General features: G+C 47.5%; 8 protein-coding genes. All 8 read right to left on the bottom strand.

Annotated features, from left to right (window positions below; genetic code table 11):
* Positions 1–170 precede the first annotated feature (170 nt).
* The 8 genes from btuD to rtxA all read right to left on the bottom strand — a co-directional run bounded on the left by btuD (position 171) and on the right by rtxA (position 19,630).
* Positions 171–926 (bottom strand): vitamin B12 ABC transporter ATP-binding protein BtuD, encoded by a 756-nt coding sequence (btuD, locus tag AACR75_RS06080; protein ID WP_047691744.1) that lies wholly within the window; start codon positions 924–926, stop codon positions 171–173.
* Entirely contained in the window at positions 913–1,908 is a 996-nt protein-coding gene (gene btuC / locus AACR75_RS06075) for a vitamin B12 ABC transporter permease BtuC (RefSeq protein WP_047691741.1), read from the bottom strand. The genes btuD and btuC overlap by 14 nt, the downstream gene beginning before the upstream one ends.
* A 139-nt stretch (positions 1,909–2,047) precedes the next feature.
* A complete protein-coding gene (locus tag AACR75_RS06070; protein ID WP_047691738.1) occupies positions 2,048–3,076 on the bottom strand; it encodes a succinylglutamate desuccinylase in 1,029 nt (342 codons plus the stop codon).
* Between the two features lie 222 nt (positions 3,077–3,298).
* Entirely contained in the window at positions 3,299–3,901 is a 603-nt protein-coding gene (locus AACR75_RS06065; RefSeq protein ID WP_047691735.1) for a histidine phosphatase family protein, read from the bottom strand.
* On the bottom strand, positions 3,898–4,497 hold the full coding sequence (cobU, locus tag AACR75_RS06060; RefSeq protein ID WP_019282573.1) for a bifunctional adenosylcobinamide kinase/adenosylcobinamide-phosphate guanylyltransferase: 600 nt from the start codon (positions 4,495–4,497) through the stop codon (positions 3,898–3,900). Before cobU ends, AACR75_RS06065 begins: the two co-directional genes overlap by 4 nt.
* Positions 4,497–5,297, bottom strand: coding sequence for an adenosylcobinamide-GDP ribazoletransferase (locus tag AACR75_RS06055; RefSeq protein ID WP_013856643.1), 801 nt, complete (start codon positions 5,295–5,297; stop codon positions 4,497–4,499). Before AACR75_RS06055 ends, cobU begins: the two co-directional genes overlap by 1 nt.
* Positions 5,297–6,325: a nicotinate-nucleotide--dimethylbenzimidazole phosphoribosyltransferase gene (gene cobT, locus AACR75_RS06050; protein ID WP_047691732.1), complete on the bottom strand. Its 1,029-nt coding sequence runs from the start codon at positions 6,323–6,325 to the stop codon at positions 5,297–5,299. The genes AACR75_RS06055 and cobT overlap by 1 nt, the downstream gene beginning before the upstream one ends.
* Before the next feature lie 192 nt (positions 6,326–6,517).
* Positions 6,518–19,630, bottom strand: a complete 13,113-nt coding sequence (gene rtxA, locus AACR75_RS06045; protein ID WP_047691729.1) for an MARTX multifunctional-autoprocessing repeats-in-toxin holotoxin RtxA — start codon at positions 19,628–19,630, stop codon at positions 6,518–6,520.
* Between the last annotated feature and the right edge of the window lie 14 nt (positions 19,631–19,644).

Here is a 19,644-nt window from a genome sequence, read left to right as displayed (position 1 = left end):
TATAAAAAGCCTAACAAGAACGAGAATGTATCGATTCTATTAATGCGATTGGCGTGCCAACTTTCACATAAAACCTAACCATTTGTTTTTAATAGACTTACTATTTTTATCATTCTATCTTCAGCACATTGATGCGCTAAAAGTGTGCTTACTGCACGACAGTTGTGCTTTTAATCAAAGATAAGGTAAGGCTTTCCTTCAACAACAACCTGCTTCACCTGAGTCTGAAACGCTGCACTTAACGCTTGGCTCTCTAATACTTGTTCAACCGAGCCGGAACTTTGCAATACGCCATCTTGCAGTAACAGAGCGCGATCGGCATGGCGCAATGTTCGATTGAGATCGTGATTGGCCATCACTACCGCTATCCCTTGCTGTGCAACCTCTTCAATCAAACGATAAAGCAACCCTTCTTGAGCAATATCAAGAGGCGCCGCAGGTTCATCTAATATCAATAACTGCGCGTAAGGGTTTAAGGTTGGCCAAATTTGCAAACAAATACCGGCCAAGCGGACACGTTGCCATTCGCCGCCTGACAGTTGGTGAATGGAACGATGCAATTTGTCTTGAATATTCAATCGTTGAGTGAGATGAACCACGGCTTGATTAACAGCCTGAGAATGTAAATCGGCGCAACTGGGGATCGCTAAGGCAAGATATTGATAAACATCGACATTAAAAACAGGCTTGTCGTTTTGCGACAGATAAGCTCGGTGCAGTGACAGCGCCTCTAACGATGCGCTTGAAAGCTGAAGATCACCAATGTAGACCTCACCTTGGCTCTCTGTCACGCCAGCTAACGCCGAGAGTAAAGTGCTTTTTCCGCTGCCATTAGGCCCAATAACATACAGCACCTCTCCCGCTTGGCAGGTAAAAGAGAGTGGTAATAAGCGTGATGAAACCTGCAGGCTATTAACGTGAATCATGGTTTTTCAACAACATCCAAATAAAAATCGGCGCACCAATGGTGGTAGTAACGACACCAAGTGGAAGCTCAGCAGCATTAAGCGCCGTTCTGGCAACGGTATCCGCGCAGACCAGTAAAAGTGCGCCGAACAGAGCCGACATAGGTAAAAGGTAGCGGTTTTCAGAACCAAACGCCAAGCGCAATAAATGCGGAACAACCAACCCAACAAAACTGATCACACCGCCCAATGCCACCGCAGCTCCTACCAGCAGCGACACGGCAAAAATCAATTTCCAACGTAGTCGATGCACATCCACACCTAACTGCTTTGCATGAGTTTCGCCCAGCATCAGTTTGTCTAACGTTTTTCCTTGCAGAGCAAGCCAGATGATCACCGGAAGCGCAGCTAATGAAAGCGTATGTTGATACCAGCTTGCACCACCAATACTGCCCATCAACCAGTAAACCAGTTGCCTTAAACTGAGATCATTACTGAAATAAAACGCCCATGTCACCACAGCACCAGATAAAATACCCAGCGCCACACCGACCAGCAGTAAGCGGGTTGTACTTAAACGCATCGCTTTAGCCATGCTGACCAGTAAAAGAGTAAACACCATCGCACCGACTACGGCACAAAGCATGAAAATTTCAGGGGAGGCCAAGGCAGGGAAGAAAAACAGCACCACTACCATCGCCACACTGGCGCCACCAGAAATACCAAGCACGCCCGGCTCTGCCAAAACATTCCCTAATAGCACTTGCAGCGCCGCGCCTGATACGGCTAGTGAAGCACCAATGATGACGGCAGAGAGCAGACGAGGAGCACGAAGTTCAGTCACTAACTGCCATTCCAGTGGTGACCAAGCGTGAAATGGGCTGATAAAGAGTTCACCCACCATCAAATAAAACGCACTCATCGAAATCAACAATGCCATCATAGCGTAGAGGGCGTAATGCCAGCGACGCTGTTTTTTTAAGAGTAACTGATTGAACGTCATGCGCTTATATGTAAGTAAGAGAAACAATAATGGCCTAACCTTACCGTTAAGCCATTTAAATAGAAAGTGATATACCAAAGCAATCGCCTGTTAACCTTGTCAACAGGTCAAAAGATTAACAAGCCAAAAGTACCATCGGTTAATCGTATACCAATTGATCGTCTTCATAGCGTGTCGCCACTTTGCACACCATTAACGCGGCGCGCTGGCCTAATGCCACTTTTCGGTTAGGAAATACGATCGCTTCATCTTCATTTTTCGCCATGAGTGGCTTTTCACCATCATGACCAAATACCTCACCATGTTTAAACGCGGTGAAGTTTTCGACGTTATCATCAAACATGAAATCAAAATCGTCATGCAAACGGACGATGGTACGGCTGACACGATAAATGGTTGGCTTTCTTGGCAAGTGTTCAGGTGTCGCATTGGCTACCAAATCGCGCATGGCTAAGTCAAACGCGACTAATCGCTCTAGGTTGTTTTGACCAAGAGGTGCGACTTGCCCCAGCTCAAGCGTTAAAGCTTGCGCGGCAAAATTCTCTGCACTGTACCAACTGAAGGTACTCGAGGGTGAATTTGAAAGCAGCACCGCTTCGATATGCGCACTTTCAATCAATGCCATCAGTGCGCGGCTGCGGACAGGATGACGAGATTTGGGGCTGACGGCAAACGAATAATGTTTGGAGTGACGAATCGCACAGTGCAAATCAAGATGCCACCGGTTTTGCTCAGCGGTGTGTTCGAAAAAGTCTTTCACTGTCTGTTTGAGATGCTGTGCAATCTCTCTTTCTAGGGAGGTATTGCCCTTTTTATCATCAAATAAACGGTTCAAATTTTCTTGCACGAAACGGGTATGTTGATTCGTCGCCTGAGGATGAGCCACAATAAATAAGCAGCGGTGTTGGACCGCTTGAAAACCTGACTGAATATCATCCACCAGCTTATTTACTAATTCCATTGGCGCAGTTTCGTCACCATGAATACCGCAAGAAATAATGATGTGCTTACTCTCATCGTTGAGATGAGCGGGAATCACTTCGAGCACTCCACGCGAGAGCACTTTAAGCGTAATACCAGCTGCCGTTTTGATTTCGCCAGTGACCATTTCTTGGTCTAAATCCAAACTATCAAATAGGAAAGATTGGCGGAAAAGGGACTTCGTCATGCGTTACTCCTTTATTGCACAGCGGTATGTTAATGAATTGTAGAAGCAATTTATGTTGAGGCGATCCCACTTATCAAGATGGATAAGGGTAAACTTAACTCATCAACGATCGTCTCAATACCTTATACAAAATACGCTTAACCAGAGGCCGGCGTTAATTGCCGGGAATTCTATCATTAAATCTGATAGTTACTCCATACTCTACTGCATGCTCACCCGATGCTAAATTTGAATTCCGATGCTCTTCACACTCACATTCTTAGCGTTATCTTTTCCTATTTGGATATGAGTTAATGATTGATAGTCGATATTCAACACACTATACCAATATTGGTTTTGCCAATCAGTGCCTAGAACATTGGCAAGTATCATTCTGATTGTTCCACCATGAGCGATGATTAAAGTGTCTTGCTTGATCTCTTTAATCTGAGCCTCCCAAGCACGAGTTACACGCTGATGAAAATCGGCCAAGTTTTCTGCATTCGGTAGTTGATGTTGGGCCGGATTGGTCCACAAAGTTTCCACTACTGGCCACATCGATTGCAGTTCATCAAAGGCCACGCCATCGACGTCACCAAAATCCATCTCTTGGAAATCAGGCTCAATTTGGTAATCCAATTTCGGCTGCTGTAAAACCAGTTGCTGCGCTAAATCATGGCAACGGCGTAGCGGCGAAGTAATGATGTTTGAGAAGGAGTAAGGGGATCTCAGCAAAGTGTGAGCGATCTGCTCTTGCCGATGCGCTTCAACGAGCACATCTGTTTTACCATTGAGCGCAGGCCGACCGACGGTTTTACCGTGGCGCATCAAATAGAGATTGATCATTGTGAGCCTTTTAAAGCGATGTCGTTTAGAGCAGTGTTTTTTAAAGCGATGTCTTTTAAAACAATCGGTAAGCCCGCCGCAATAAAGCTCACTCGGGTTGCTAACTTGGCTAGCGCTTGGTTAAGCCAGCCCGCGTTATCGACAAATAAGCGCGAAACCTCCCCCATCGGGATCACGCCAAGGCCCACTTCGTTAGCGACGATAACCAAAGTGGCGGGCGTTTGCTCAACGGCAAAACAGAGTTGCTCGACTCGCTTTTTTATCTCCGCTTCGTGAGCTTGCTGGCCATGGTTATAGATAACGTTATTCAGCCACAGCGTTAAGCAGTCCACCAATACCACATCATGTGCCGAAAAAGTGGCAATTAACTCAGGTAGTTGTTCAGGGCATTCGTGCTCTTGCCATTCCGACGTTCTTTGCTGCTGGTGGTGAGCAATCCTTGCCTGCATTTCATCATCAAACGCAATCGCGGTGGCAACATAGTTAAGCTGAGCCTGCGGCAGCCGCATTAGCAGGGCTTGGTGTTCTTGCTTTGCGGCCTGTTCAGCGAAACAAGACTTACCGCTACGCGCGCCACCCAAAATCAAATGCACCATTATTCAATCATTCCCATGCTCAAATAACCCAACCCAGCGAATACAATAAGCAGCAGATAGATCAGCAGTTCCATAATCTGTTGTGCAGCGCCAAGGCAATCACCCGTGAAGCCACCAATACGCGCCATCAACCAAGCTTTGAAGAAAATACGAAAAACTACAGCAACCAATACCAAACTTAAGCTTACCTGCCAACCAAACCATAACGCAGGCGCTAAGCCGCACAGCAGTAGAAAAATGAGCTCTGGAAGGGTTTGTTTATTGGCTAGCGGCTTACTTTTGCTGCTATCGAGATCGCTTACATACGGCATATCGAAAATCAACGATGCCGCTATCGCACGGCTAAAACTGTAGCCTAGTACCCACACCATTAATACGTTGCCATAACCAAGTAGCGCCTCTAAAAAGAGAAACTTACACAGTAGCGCCATCACTAAACTGGCCGCACCATAAGTGCCAATCCGGCTATCTTTCATGATGCTCAAACGGCGCTCAGCCGTCATTCCTCCGCCAATGCCGTCCGCCATGTCAGTTAAGCCATCTTCATGAAACGCCCCTGTTAATAGCAAACTAACCACCATCGTCAGTGCGATGCTTACCTCGTTTGGTAAAATCAGGATCAGCACACTGTAGATGGCACCGCAGATCGCGCCGAGTAATAGACCAACCAAGGAAAAATAGCGCCCAGATCGGTTCATTCGTTCACTGCAATAGGGCGTATTGTTAGGAATAGGAAGGCGCGAGAAAAAACTCAACGCCAACCAGAACAGCTCTAATTGATAAGCGAAAACGCGCAGCATTACACTGTCACTCCTGCGTCGGCAAAACTGGCCATGGTGTTGTAAAACTCGGCGGCCGCTTTGACCAAAGGTACCGCTAATACAGCACCCGTTCCCTCACCCAACCTCAACCCTAAATTAAGCAGTGGTGTCGCGTTTAACAGTTCCAGTACGCGTTGATGGCCCGATTCATGGGACTGATGAGCAAAAATCATCAACTCGCGGCAATCTGGTTCAATAAGTGTGGCCACATACGCGGCTACCGTGACGATAAATCCATCCACCAGAATCGGCGTTTGCTGCTGGTAAGCGCCTAAAAATGCTCCGACCATTTGCACAATTTCAAAGCCGCCTACTTCCGCAAGGACCGTTTCTGGATCCAAACCACGGCAGCGTGTTACGCCTTGCTTCACCAACTGTATTTTTTTCTGATATTGCTGTGTTGAAATGCCAGTGCCGTAACCAACGCACTGCTCAACAGAATGTTTAGAAAGCGCTGCTAATATCGCAGAAGCGCTACTGGTATTGCCAATGCCCATTTCACCAAACATCACTATATTGGACTCCGCACGGATCACCTGCTGCACGGCCTGATTGCCTAGCAGTAGCCCTTGCTTCACTTGCTCTACAGACATCGCCGCTTGGCGAGCAAAGTTCTCCGTTCGGTTACCTAAGCGCTGCACAAGAAAGTGCGGATTGTCGCTTTCTACAGGGAGTAAGATCCCGCAATCTATCACTTTCATCTCGACTTGATTGCTGCGACAAAAACAGTTGATGGCCGCACCACCCGCCAGAAAGTTAAGCACCATTTGCTGAGTCACCGCGCTTGGCGCAATGCTAATGCCTTCATCTGCAATGCCGTGATCGCCAGCAAAGATCAGTACTGTAGGCTTATGAATGGTGATCTGCTGAGTGGGCTGAGGCTGATTTTGACTTTGGATTAAGGCGAGCTGGTGTGCTAATGACTCAAGTTGGCCCAGCGCTCCTAACGGTTTGGTTTTTTGATCGATTCTTTGTTGTATTGCTTGGCTATGATCTTGTTTTAACATTGCTTCTGGGCTCTTCCATGAAAAGAGAAGAGTTTACTCGTATTCGCTAGTATCGGCTAGGTTTTGCCTATTTGAGCCTAAAAAAACACCCCCTGTTTTCTATAAAATCAGGAGGCGTTTTTAGGTTTATATGGGCACTATTGTCAAACAGACACGCCCACAAAGGCTGGTTTTAACCCGTGAAAGACATGATTACGACAAGCTAAACTTCCCGGTATTCACATCCGACCATGCGGCCATAATCGCTTGCTGAGGCTGAGAAGCTAATCCATCCATAAAGTTGCTTTCTCCCACCTTAGGCGCGAAGGAACTCATCGCTTGAATGAGGTTGTCTAACGCATTATCAGTCAAGCAGGTATATTCCTGCTCGCCTTGAGCGTCTTTTTCACCTAAACCGATAATAAGTTTGGCTCGATTATTTGCAAAATAATCATTGAAAGTAACACAACCTAACGCATCAAATAGCGTTTGATCGGAAGAAGTATCAGTATGGCGTGCCATAGAGATTTTCAGATCGTAACCACTACGCTCAAACCATAAACGGTTCCAATCAATACCGTTGAAGATGATGTTTTCACCTTGGCGAATATCTTCAACCACGTTATCGATCACCTGACCACTGACCACAAAACTGTCTACGCCAGCACCGCCTTTGAACGTATTTTGGTAACCCCCAAGCACCATGACATCGTTACCTTCACCACCGTTTAATGTGCTGAATTTTGAGATGGCGGCGGCAATTAAGTAATCCTCGCCCTCGCCAGCATTAATCGAAGCATGGTAACCCATCAGTTTGACTTCATCGTTTCCTTGGCCAGCATCAATTCGGTTGTGATTGCCAAAGACTCTCGCAAAGTCATTGCCTGCACCAAGATCAAGTTGGTTGTTATTACCGATGGTTACAGCAAAGTCTTGATCGTCTCCCATGTCCACACGGTTGAAGTTACCTGAAGTGACTGCATAGTCATTACCTGACCCCATGGTGATCTCACCACCTTCGCCAAAGACAAAGGATTGATCATCACCCGCGCCCATAAAGACGTGGTTAATGCGTCCGGCCACAACCGCCGTATCATTGCCATCACCGCCGAACATCATGTTCTCGCGACCCATTAAAACGCCCATATCGTGGCCTTCACCGCCGGTGAAAATATTGGAGACTCCCGTTGCGTAGAACACATCGTCTCCACGTCCTCCCCAGAAGTTATTATTGTCGCCTAGATAAGCGCCGAGATCTTTACCGTCACCGCCCCAGTTGAAGTTGTAATTACCCAGAGAAACGTTCATATCGCCATCCCCTTGCAAATGCCCACTGTTACGAAGGAAATCAAACGTTTTATCCTTCATATTGAGCAAATCGGCGGTGAGATTCTGCTTCAGATTACTGACCAATGATGCCATCTCTGCCTGCTTATCTTTGCTAAACATGGTGGCAAATAAATTGGGCAAATTGAGCGCATTAAAACCAAATGCGCGCTCTGGTTTGGTTTCTTCAACAGTGGCTGATACGTTTTCCGTTGCCGCAGGCGCGCCATTGAGAGTCACTTGCGCTGTATCGTTTTCCTCTGGTGCTTTCTCTTTCAGTCCATGACTTTCAGCAAAGGATTGAAGACCATCAGCCCCCATATCGATTCCCGCTTTGAGGCTATCTAGCAATTTTTCTGGGTCAGTAAATGCGCTGAGCTGCTCACCACCAAACTCGCCAATCACTTCTAGCATCTCTTTTAAGATGGCAACGCCATCTACCGCTTCATCAGTACGAGAGACTATTTTGCCATCAGCGGTGTAATTGACACCGAAGATGTCACCTAAAGTCGTCTCTGCACCGACCTCTGCAAATTTACCCAGCAGCTTATTCTTAAGCTGACGAGGCAAGTCTTGCGGATTATAGGTAAAGGTCGTTTGAGCCATTCCCGTTGCTGAGAATTGCTGGGTTAACACGCCAAACAATGAACCGAGATTGGTATCCAAAATCGCTTGGATGTTGTCTCCGAACATAAAGTTCCAGTTGCCCGTGGTGACCTGAATATCGGCTCCTTGACCACCGACCGCGAAGTTAAAGGCCAACTTCTCGTTCATTTGACGGAACTTATCCGCACGGCTCATCTTGCCAGTATCATTATTACTATTGCCACTTAGCCACTGGTTGTACTTTTTATTCAACGTTGCTTCAGCGTCAGACTTCAAGCCGCAGCTGCTGCGCTCATTCTGAGAGTCCAAATCAACCAAACTGCTGTAGTCAACACTGCTAGTTTGATCGAGACCGGACATCTCTTTGACAAATTTTTTCGCACCAGAGAGTGTCCACTGCTGTTCTTGAGCCGCTAACCAATCGGCACCCTTTCCTGATTGTGCGATGCTTTGTAATACTCCTGAAATACGTGATGCACCATCAAATGGATTGACCAGTGGCGGTGTCGGGATCGACTTATCCATCATCACGATAAGGTCATTACTGCGACCTTTGTTGAAGCTAACGTTGCGATTACCGATGAACATTTGCGCACCTTCTAGTGCCTGATAACCACCAATATCGAAGCTGTGCTTGCTCTCACCATTACCAATATGAACCATGACATTGTTGTCACCAAAGGCCAGCGACTTAAAGCCCCCCGTACCCACTTTAATACCAACATTTGACGTACCCCAGTTAACTGCGGTGAACTCACCATCACCGACGTTGACCTGAATATTACCCGAGTAGCTGAGCTTATTGTCACTGCCCGCCGATGCCGTAGTATCCGTTTCCGGTTTACGCTTTTCAGGTGCTTCAAACACCTCACTGTTGTCGCCGATGGCACCACGTGCTGGCTCATTAACCTCACTCGCACCAACACGAGAAAGATGGATATCCCCTTCCGCCACACCGTTACGAATGATCTCGTCACGTGCGGTAACTTCGCCTTGCGTATTCCAAGTCAGTGAGGCTTTATTGTTTGCAGCCTTTTTTACCCAATTTCCATTGGCATCTTGAGTATGTTTGCGCCCTGTTGTGTCTACCGCTACATCAGAGTTGCGAACAGACACATCCACGCGAAGACCATTGGCATCCATGGCATTGATAAATTGATGGCCAAAGCCTTTCTGCTTGTCATCACTCACTAAAGAGCAACCGACAATACTGATATGGTCAGGCTTGTTGCTGATATTTTCCGCTTGGCCGAATGCCTGCTGGAACTTCGCCAATTTCACTGCAAGTTCATCGGCACTGTAGCCACTTAAGCGAGTGTTGTTATGTTCTGAATCATCACGCCCATGGCCAACCAATTGCCAGCGCAGCTTTCCATCCAGTTTCGATGGGTCACCATACACCACGCGATAATTCCCCTCAGAATCGAGCTGAACGACCACACTGTTTTCAGGATGCTTGCCAGCTAGATTTGCCGCCGCTTTTGCAACTACTGAATCGTTTTCCATTTGAACAATCACTTGGCCATCAAAGCGCGTTTCACCGCCGTCATCTTTAGGCACAACCGCTATCTGACTCCAATCGTCGACGTTTTGATTGTCTAAAGCCATCACTGATAACGTTGATAAAGTGCTATCGACTTGATGATCACCGAGTCTATCCAGTTGAACTTCTTTTTCAAAATCAACAACTTTTGCTTTCAATTTATGAGCGAGTTCATCTCTCACATCTAAGAACTCATGAGACAATTTGCGCTCTGGTGTAAAGAGTTGGTCATCAAGGCCAGCATTCCACTTATCATTGAGTGATGCTCGGTAACTGACATTAATCGCTACCTGCTGGAAATTAGAAAACTCCTGCGGATCACGAATCACCACCGCACCTTGCTCATTCACATTGAAATACGTTTGGATAGAGCCCTTTCCTTCGCCTAAACCATCTTCCATAAAGAAGCTTTTAGGTACAAAGAAAGTCGCAGGGAAATTGTCCGCCATTACCGCATAAGGGTTTGCGTCGTCTGCACCATGATGCACCATCTCTAGGCCATCGGTTCTGCCCAAGCTGGTATTGATCACATCTTTCAGAGTTTTTAAGCGATCGCTCACAACACCAAGGCTCGCCCCATCCTTCTTGTTATAAAGCACCTCACTGTCGTATAGCTCTTGATACTTAGGCGTTAAGTCTTCGTAAGTAACAGACTCTTTCCACTGCTCCCAAGTTAATGGTTGCTTGACCTTATCTTGCGGCCCTAGATCAGCGTAGGAATACATCACCGTCAACAAATCATAGTCTGCTGTCATCGGCTGTTTAGATACAGGATCACCAATCACTTTGAACGGCGCTAGCTCGCCATCTTTCATGTAATGAACCTGCCACAGATCTTTACTCTCAACAGTCACTTTATTCAGGAAGAAAGTGACTGTTTGATCACCATTGGTTGCCGTTGTTTTGTACATACCGCTTTCTGCATCAAACTCAAGAGCTGTCAGTGACTGATATTTAGACACCAACTCATCCATTCGAACCTGATTCAGATACAAATCGGCACTTACCGCATTACCAGACTCAATGGATTGTTCGGCATAGCCGTTAAATTTATTGAGATCTCTTCTCGCAGATGCTTTGGCAAATGACTGATCTACAGGAATAAAACCAGACATTGGCCCCCAATCAGAGCTTTTCGCCTTAACGAATAAACCTTTACTGCTATAGAGCTTAGAATCAATCAGTGACTTCGACTTCTCATCAACTGGTCGAACACCGATAATGACATTTTCACGCTCAGCAACCTCCGCCAATATTTTCTGATCGATATCAGGCATACCAAGCTCGATGGTTTCTGGTTGCACGATTGGCTCGAGAACTAAATCTCGGGATTGATAATTCTTATGGCGAGAATCTGCGTTTGATATCGTCTCCGCATTATCCAATACAGGCTTGTTTTTCAGTAATGTGGTGATTTCATCGTGATCATTCACATCTTGGTTGTGAAGTATCTTTCCATCAGCCAATGCTTCTTTCGTGTCATCTACAACTTTTGCATCGACATCTGAAGTACCTGGTTTTTTAATCGGCGTTGCGTCAAACACAGGTAAATCGAGGATCCCCTGCATAGTGGTTTTGTCACCGAAGGTTGGCTTGTAGCTTGCTAACGTGTTGCCATCCATTACCACCACGCGGTTGAAGATTGCTTCACCTGCGTCGTTTTTAGCCAGCTTATAGCTTTGAGCCATGTTCAGATCGGACTTGCCGAAGAAACGCGTTAGGTAGGCGCCAAACTTCTCTGCTGACGAGAACTCAACGATGCCAGCATTTGGATCGTAGAAGCCGTAAACTCGCTCGTCACCTGAGCCTTTTGCCCAAGCCGCCATCGCATGTCCCGGAGCATCAAGTTCCAGCAACACCGATTTACCGTTAGCCGATGCATCAGTGATTTTCTCAACCACACTGTTTACGGTCAGCGCTTGCTTCCCTTCCAGCTTTTCCTGCCACACTTTCATCGACGTATCATGCATTGGGTTCTTTGCATGAATGGCCGCCAAGCTGCTGAGCAGTTTGCTAGCGTTGGCTTTTTCACTGTCTGAGTAAAGCGTTGGATTGCTCAGCACTGCTGCCGCAGAGTACATCTTCTCTAGCAGTTGTCTTGCAACGCCAATTTGGCCATCGTTTTCGAGCTGCTTTGCAACCAGAACGAGTTTAGAAAGTGGATCACAACGACCACCAAAACCGTCGTTCGATAGGTTCAACAGCATTAACTGTGGCGCAAGTTGCTCGGTCGCTTTCGCATCCACGACGCCAGCAGAGGCAATCTCACGGAACAGTCGGTTGTACTTCTCAGACTTGTTCTGGAACGTCACTTTCAGTGCACGACTTTCAATTTCCCAAGCAAGCGCACCTTTTTGCTCTGCACTCCAGTTTCCTTTAACAAACAGATCCACCAGTTGCTTGATGTTCATGTTTGAACGGAAGCCGTCAACGATATCCTTCGCATGGTCGTTTTTATAACCATTCAAGAAATCTTCGGTTGTCCGAATGTCTTTCAATTTGCCCGGTACGCGAGTATCCGGTTGCAGCGCTTCGCCATAAAGTTTGAAATCTTTCTCGAGTCCTTTAAGCACTTCGCCCGTTTCTACCGTCGTTTGTGTTGACGTGCTCGTCTCATTACTTTCGATATAAGGCGCTGTCACTTTCGCCCATTGCTCGGCATGCTGCGTCATCAACCATTCTGCTTTATGATTTGCAGAAGCACTGGATTTAGGGTTTTTAACTGGAGGCTGGCCTTTGCTTGCCCGATACTCCTGATACCAGGCATCGAAATCATCACTATCGCTCACCAGAGCATTCACTTCAGTAATGATGGCTTTGCGGCTAGCAGAGTCAAAATGATCGAGTGCCTTAACATCAACTTTTGCGGTGGACTCTGTTTTAGGCACAAATTTACTTAAAACACTCGGCACACTGCGAAACTCAAACAAAATCGCGGGTTCAGGCTGCTGCGAACTTCCTGTCGTTGCATTGTTGATTCCATGCCCCGCCACTTCTCCGCCATACTGGAAGTATTCAAACACGTTCTTAGCAAGGCTTTCTGAATGTGAACCTTTCAGCTTCTCAATAATTTGTTGTCGCACGTATCGTGAGTCGTCTGCGCTCAGAAGCTCCAGCATTTTTACTGGCTTAGTTCTCGGCAAAATCTCCCAAGCATTTTTCACTTTCGGATCGGTTAACCCTTGAGCATTCGGCGAGAAGCCTTCAGATGCAGGATCCCAATCATTAATATAGATACCGTACTCTTTCGCCAGATTTGCTGTTTTTGAATACACCGATGTTAGATAGGCATACACATTTTGCGCTGCCACTGGATCATCTAATTTAGCTTCGTTCGCATTTACTAAAAATTCATCTCTCAGTCCTGACTGATACCAAGGCGCAGATTCTAGAAGTCTCACTTCCAATGACGAGCTTGAACCAAATTCTTTCGCACTGATGGCCATCGTGGCTTGTTGCCCACTAGGGGTCATTCCTATTGTCTGCCCTTGAGCTTCAATAGAAGTACCGTTACCCGCCGCGATGAAATGCTTCGAATTCGATATAACCAGCGTAAAACGCCCGTCATCACTAACCAAACTAGGTAAGCTATGGTGGTTCGATTGATTGATATGGCCTGTAAATTCTTTCGCTAGCCATAACATTGCCTCTTTGCGACTTTCAATCGCAACCATATCACTGGTTTCACTAGGATATGTAACCAATTCAATGGTATGAGTCTGCCAGTTGTTCACCCCTTTGATATCAGTGATACCAACTGGGTTACTGTAACCACCTTGATTCATATCTTTGGTCAACATAAACAATGGGTTACCTTGTGAATCATGCACATATCCAAACGTCTGTGCTGAGTTCTTAGGTAAAACAACAACTAGGCCAGATAGCTCATTTTCTATACCAATGGATGTCGATGCAAAATGGCTTTTAAACCCGGGAACGCTTTTAGAACCAAGTTGACCAGTCGGTTGATTTCCCTTAACAGCGCTTAGCCCTTCTAGGTTCACCCCTGAAATGTGAATCTCTTTTCGGCTCACATCCTGAGAGGCCGTTGTTGACACAACAATGCTGTCGGCGTTTGTCTCAGTGAACATAGAAGTGACAGAACTACCCGTATTTTTCGCTCGAATTCCTGCGTTAATTTGCAGGCGGTTGACTGCATTGGTCGCACCTTCTAAGGCTTCTAGCTCTTGCTCGCTCAAGCCTTCGCTAAAGCGGCCATCAGCGTTTGTTTGACTGTCAGCGTTGATATGGCGGCCCGCAACACCAGCGGCTTCGACGCTATGTGCTTGACCCACAAGGCCGCTGCCCGCAACACCTTGACGATCAGGTCGATCGCTTTCGTTTTGCTTAGCCCCTTTCGCATCATTCTGCACTTGGTTGGCTTTATGTTCCGCGTTCATCGCATCGCGATCACCACGCGATTGCGCGTCGTTTGCTGCGCTGTGTGCGTCAGATTCGGCTTGTTTCGCGTCATTGCCTTTTGCCAAAGCATCAGCTTTACGTTTTTCAGCATCAGTTTTAGCATCAGCAATGCCTTGCTCTGCACCCGCCAGGTTTTGCTCACCTTTTGCGACGCCTGCTTCCGATTGTGCAACCGAATCTTTGACTTTGTTTTGATTGTCCGCGTGCGTCTGTTTCGCGGCAGCAATCTGCTCACCAGAAACCTGTTTTGCGTTGTCCAATTGGGTTTGAACACCATCAAGCAAGCCACCGGCAAAATCGTTGCGCCATTGGTCGCCCGACTCACCCGTATGCGTGGCTTTGTCATCGAGCACATCGAGACCTTGTGCCAGTTCGGTCAACTCAGCCGTCACGGCTTCCGACTCTTCTTTCACTGCATCACGTTGAGCTTGACCATTATTTTCCAGAGCTTGTTGGTCGGTAGATTCCAGTTGGCTTTGCGAACCTGCGACAGCATCGAGCTGTTTCTGCTTTTCTTGTTCTAGACGCTGGCGATCCGCTTCTGCGCGCTCTTTATCTGATAGGGCATTCTGCGACGCTTGATTTTGCGTTGCATGCTCACTCACCGCATTAGTTTGCTGTGGCGTTTCTGATTTCGCAACTACGTTATCTAAGATATAGCCCAACCCATCATCGTGGCCTGTGCCTTTGAATTCGATACGATTACTGCCGGCATGAGCGGTCAGCTTTAAGGTTTTTTGCTGCCAAGCAGAGGCGTCACCAGACGATGAGAAAACCACTTCGCCGTTCCAGAGAACGTCAATGCCTTCGTTATTAGAAATGCCTGCACGTTTTGCAAAATCAAAGCTCACAGCAATGACCTCGCCTTCCGTCAGGTTCTGAATATCTTGGTAGATAGTCGTGCTTTGATCTGTTGCCAATTCAGACACATTGTTACCGTGCCCATCCCGCTCCAAACCATATGAACTTGCAGAAACATAAGCTTCGACACCATGCGTAGAACTCCAACCGAAATCACTCTGCTCAAAATCGCCATTAACAATGAGATTTGGCCCTTGAACTTGGTCCGAAGAGTCATCAACGCTGAGCGCATTTTGCATTTGATTGAGATCAGGTGCGTCTACCTTGGTCACACTACCTGTTAGGCTGTCTCCCAAATCAGAGCCCACTTCTTCAATCGCCTCCATTTGGAAGCCATCAAGCTTGGTGATTTCTGGCGTTGCAATTGCACCACGTCCTTTATGAGTCCCAGATGAGCTTGCTTCATCGCCTTGCACTAAGTAGTTGATTGCTTGGCTGCCACCGACACCAAGTACGGTTTGCTTGATGTTATCAAACAGGGCGGAGAGCTTGTTGCTACTGGTGTTGCTCGATGCGACCGCCAAACTGTAGAAATCACCATTACCGATTTTGATCGCCACGTTGTTTTGAGCGTAAGAAGCATTAACCCCTAAACCATCACCAACATGAATATTAGCGTTGGCTTTACCTTTCATGACCGCGACGTTCAAACCATCGCCGATTTTGGTATTGACGTTGTATTGGCCCCAAGCAACATTGACCGAAATACCGTCACCAACCACGGTGCTAATATTGGCATCACCATAAGCGGCAGTGACGTTTAGGCCATCTCCCACTCGAGTCGTTACGTTCGCTTTACCTTTCGCGGCGGTCACCTGCATACCATCACCGACTTTGGTGACGATGTTGCCCTTACTCCAAAGTGCGTTAAAGCTATCGCCATCACCCACTTGAGTCACGATGTTGGCTTCACCTTTGGCTAGCACAACATTTCGGCCATTACCCACTTTGGTGATAACGTTAGCTTTGCCCCAAGCACCGGTATAATCATCACCATCACCCACATGGGTAATGATATTGGCTTGACCTTGCACGACAGAGACTTCTTGACCATCGCCCACTTTGCTGATGACGTTGGCTTCACCTTTGGCAAAGTTATAGCGATCACCGTCGCCCACTTGGGTAAACACGTTTGCTTGACCCCAAGCCACGTTAACACCCAAACCATCACCGACTTTGGTAATGATGTTTGCCTTGCCCTTGGCAATACCAATGGTCGTGCCATCTCCGACATGAGTCATCACGTTGCCGATATCGGAAATCAACAACCCTACCGTGGTGCCTTCGCCCACTTTGGTGAGGATATTGCCTTTACCAGCCAATACCGCTGCGGTGGTTGCATCACCGACATGGGTCACGACGTTGGCTTTTGCTGCCGCCACAACCCCCATGAAATCATCACCCACTTTGGTGACAATATTGGCTTCGCCCAGTGCTAACACGCCCGTTAGACCATCGCCGACGTGTGTCATGATGTTGGCTTTACCGAACATCGCAGCCAAGGTTGTGCCGTTACCAACCTTAGTCATCACGTTCACTTCGCCTGCGAATATTCCTAGGCTAGTTCCATCGCCGACATGGGTATAGATGTTGGCTTTACCGACCATCAGCGCAGCGGTGAGATCATCGCCCACTTTGGTCATGATGTTGGCTTGGCCAATCATCGCCGCAAACGTGCTGCCATGACCAATATGGGTAAAGATATTAGCGTTACCCACCATAGCCGCAAGTGTGGTTCCATTACCGACTTTAGTTGCTATGTTGCCTTTGGCTAACATAAGCGCCACCGACATACCATCACCGATATGGGTGAAGAAGTTAGCTTCGGCCACCATTAACGCGAGAGCATCACCGTTGCCCACTTTGGTAAAGACGTTACCAAGGCCGCCCATCAGTGCCCAAGCATTGCCTTCTCCCACATGGGTAAAGATATTGCCTGCACCAATCATGGCCGCAATGGAGGTTCCATCGCCCACTTTGGTGAAGATGTTGCCTACTGCGCCCATTACACCAAGGGTTTGGCCATCACCAACATGCGTTAGCACGTTGCCAACACCAAGCATAATGCCTGTCGTGTCGCCATTCCCGACTTTCGTTAGGATGTTCGCGCCGCCTACCATGACACCAGTTGTGGTGCCATCACCGACATGGGTGAGTACGTTAGCGCCTCCGCCCATCACCGCAAGGGTGTTGCCTTTGCCTTTTTTGGTGAGAATGTTTGCGCCGCCGAGTGCCACCGCCGTGGTATTCGATAATTGATCATCACTGCTGATATGGGTAATCACGTTCGCACCACCCAGCATGCCCGCCGTGAGTTCACCATCACCCATTTTGGTCAGTACGTTTGCGCCACCAGCCAGTACCGAAGCCACATCGCCTTGACCGACTTGCGTCATGACATTGAAACCGCCAGCCGCTAGCCATAGTGCATCACCACTACCGATTTGCGTGTGCGTGTTATAGCCGCCCAGCAGAGTAACTCGACTATTGCCTTGGCCTTTCTGTACCGAGATGTTGCCGTAAGCCAATAAGTGAGCCAGATAGTCGCCGTTACCGACACGAACCAGCACGTTCAACGCACCACCCGCGTAAACATCCATCTTGCCTTGCTGACTTTGGTGCACTAATACGTTTGCCAAACCTGCGCCGCGGAAGGTGAGATCCCCTTCTTCGCCACTTTTGACAATCACGTTAGCCGCGCCTGCACCGTTAAATTCAGTGTTACCGAACTGAGAGCTATGCAGGATCACGTTGGCAAGACCGCCACCGTTAAAGTAAACATGACCGCGTGTTACGTTGGATTTAATAACGTTACCGCCACCGACACCATTGAAATGAATATCGCCAGAGCTTTCGCCGCTATCGCTTACGGGTTTGAATAAGGTTTGATCCGTGTATTCGTCGATATCAGCCACGGTTTCGCTGGTACTTCTTACCGCGTTAACGCTGTAATGCAAGTCGCTGAGCGAGTAACCCCCTTTGCCCATTGCGTGATATCCATACGCAGACGAAATATCTTGGTTAGCTAAATTGGCCGTGTGATCACCTTCTTTATACCAAGAACGAGCTTGATATTTCAGCGCGCCAGTTTCGGCATCGTTCGCCAGTTCAACCACAACGATTTTCGTGTGTTGTCCCAGCATTTTAGCGTAAACATAAGTGTTGGGTTTGCGGTTTGATTTCACCGCTTTGACATCAACCTTAGTGCCATCAGCATAAATCGCGTGACCACCCATTTTTGCATCCGACAATGACACATCTTTCGCATCAATCACCGCACCATTGGCGTAAGTCACCCACTCATATTCAGTCAGGCTTTTTTCAACGGCATGAACAGTGACAGATTGTTGATGTTCAACTTTGAGATCAGATAACGTGTAAGCACCATTGATATTAACGGCTGTGAAACCACCGTTGTTGGAAATATCTTGATTCGCTAAGTTGTTTAAATGGTTACCCTCTTTATACCAAGCCGAAGAGTAATATCTCAGTTCTCCGGTTTGAGGATCATTACGCAACTGTACTTTGTTAATTTTGGTATACGAGGAGTCTGCGAAAGCAAAAAGATAAGTATTAGGCTCGTTAGCTGATTTTACTGCCGTGACTTGATGATTTTGTCCTATCCATGAACCACTCATCACTGCCTTAGTTAATACAACTTTATCAGCCTTGGCATTGGCCATTCCTTCTTTCGCAAAGTCATCCCCAGAACCTTTACGAGTAATGGTGTTATAAGCACCGCCGCCCGAGAAGTGAATATCACCATGTGCCACATCAGAGTAAAGGCTGTTGTAACCACCCACACCTTCGAAGCGAATATTACCGCGTGTTTCGGTATACACATCGTCCGCATTGTGCGTACGCTCAATTCGGTTGGATGCCCCGGCACCCTCTAGGGTAATATCCCCAACCTTGCCTTTGCGAACCAAATGGTTATCCGCACCAGCGCCACTAAAGTGCAGGTTACCGCTTTCAACACGTGAGCTAATACTGTTAGCAACCCCCGCGCCGACAAAACGCACATCACCTTGAGATCCTTGATACTGGTTAAACCAAGTACGATCGATTTTATTGCCCGCACCTGCACCTTCGAAACTCAAGTTTCCATGATTGGTTTCATGCCAGATAGCGTTGTAGCCACCAGCACCTTGGAAAGAAACATGGCCTGATGACCCTTGACGCTTAATGTGGTTGTAAGCCGCAGCACCTGCGTAGCTGATGTTGCCATGCTGGCCGTCATGACCAATGTCTACACCACCAGCAGCACCTGAAAATGAGAGATTACCGTCTCCGTTTTTCTTGATATCCGCATAACCCGCAGCGCCTCGAACGCTCAGGTTCCCCGTTGTATCCTCAACTTTTAGATAGCCGGCCCCCGCCGATACCGTATCGTTACCTGAACCGGTATATACCGTGGCTCCGATCGACCCCAGATGAATATGATCATCTCCACCATAAGCATGAATTTCGCCGCCAAAACCGATGGCAACAATGTCGTTATTTCCATCGTCGGCGGAATAATTTCCGGTGAAGAAGTATTCGACACTTCTCCAAAATGGTTTTCCCATAGACTGTGGCTCTT

Source organism: Vibrio sp. ZOR0018 (assembly GCF_963865925.1).
Lineage (GTDB): Bacteria > Pseudomonadota > Gammaproteobacteria > Enterobacterales > Vibrionaceae > Vibrio > Vibrio anguillarum.
Note: the sequence above shows the minus strand (reverse complement) of the source record. Positions and strands in the feature narration are given on the sequence as shown.

What these genes read in the sequence shown, in the direction of transcription:
- rtxA (WP_047691729.1), bottom strand. Translation starts at nt 19,630, where the DNA reads ATGGGAAAACCATTTTGGAGAAGTGTCGAATACTTCTTCACCGGAAAT.
- cobT (WP_047691732.1), bottom strand. Translation starts at nt 6,325, where the DNA reads ATGTTAAAACAAGATCATAGCCAAGCAATACAACAAAGAATCGATCAA.
- btuD (WP_047691744.1), bottom strand. Translation starts at nt 926, where the DNA reads ATGATTCACGTTAATAGCCTGCAGGTTTCATCACGCTTATTACCACTC.
- AACR75_RS06070 (WP_047691738.1), bottom strand. Translation starts at nt 3,076, where the DNA reads ATGACGAAGTCCCTTTTCCGCCAATCTTTCCTATTTGATAGTTTGGAT.
- cobU (WP_019282573.1), bottom strand. Translation starts at nt 4,497, where the DNA reads ATGGTGCATTTGATTTTGGGTGGCGCGCGTAGCGGTAAGTCTTGTTTC.
- AACR75_RS06055 (WP_013856643.1), bottom strand. Translation starts at nt 5,297, where the DNA reads ATGCTGCGCGTTTTCGCTTATCAATTAGAGCTGTTCTGGTTGGCGTTG.
- AACR75_RS06065 (WP_047691735.1), bottom strand. Translation starts at nt 3,901, where the DNA reads ATGATCAATCTCTATTTGATGCGCCACGGTAAAACCGTCGGTCGGCCT.
- btuC (WP_047691741.1), bottom strand. Translation starts at nt 1,908, where the DNA reads ATGACGTTCAATCAGTTACTCTTAAAAAAACAGCGTCGCTGGCATTAC.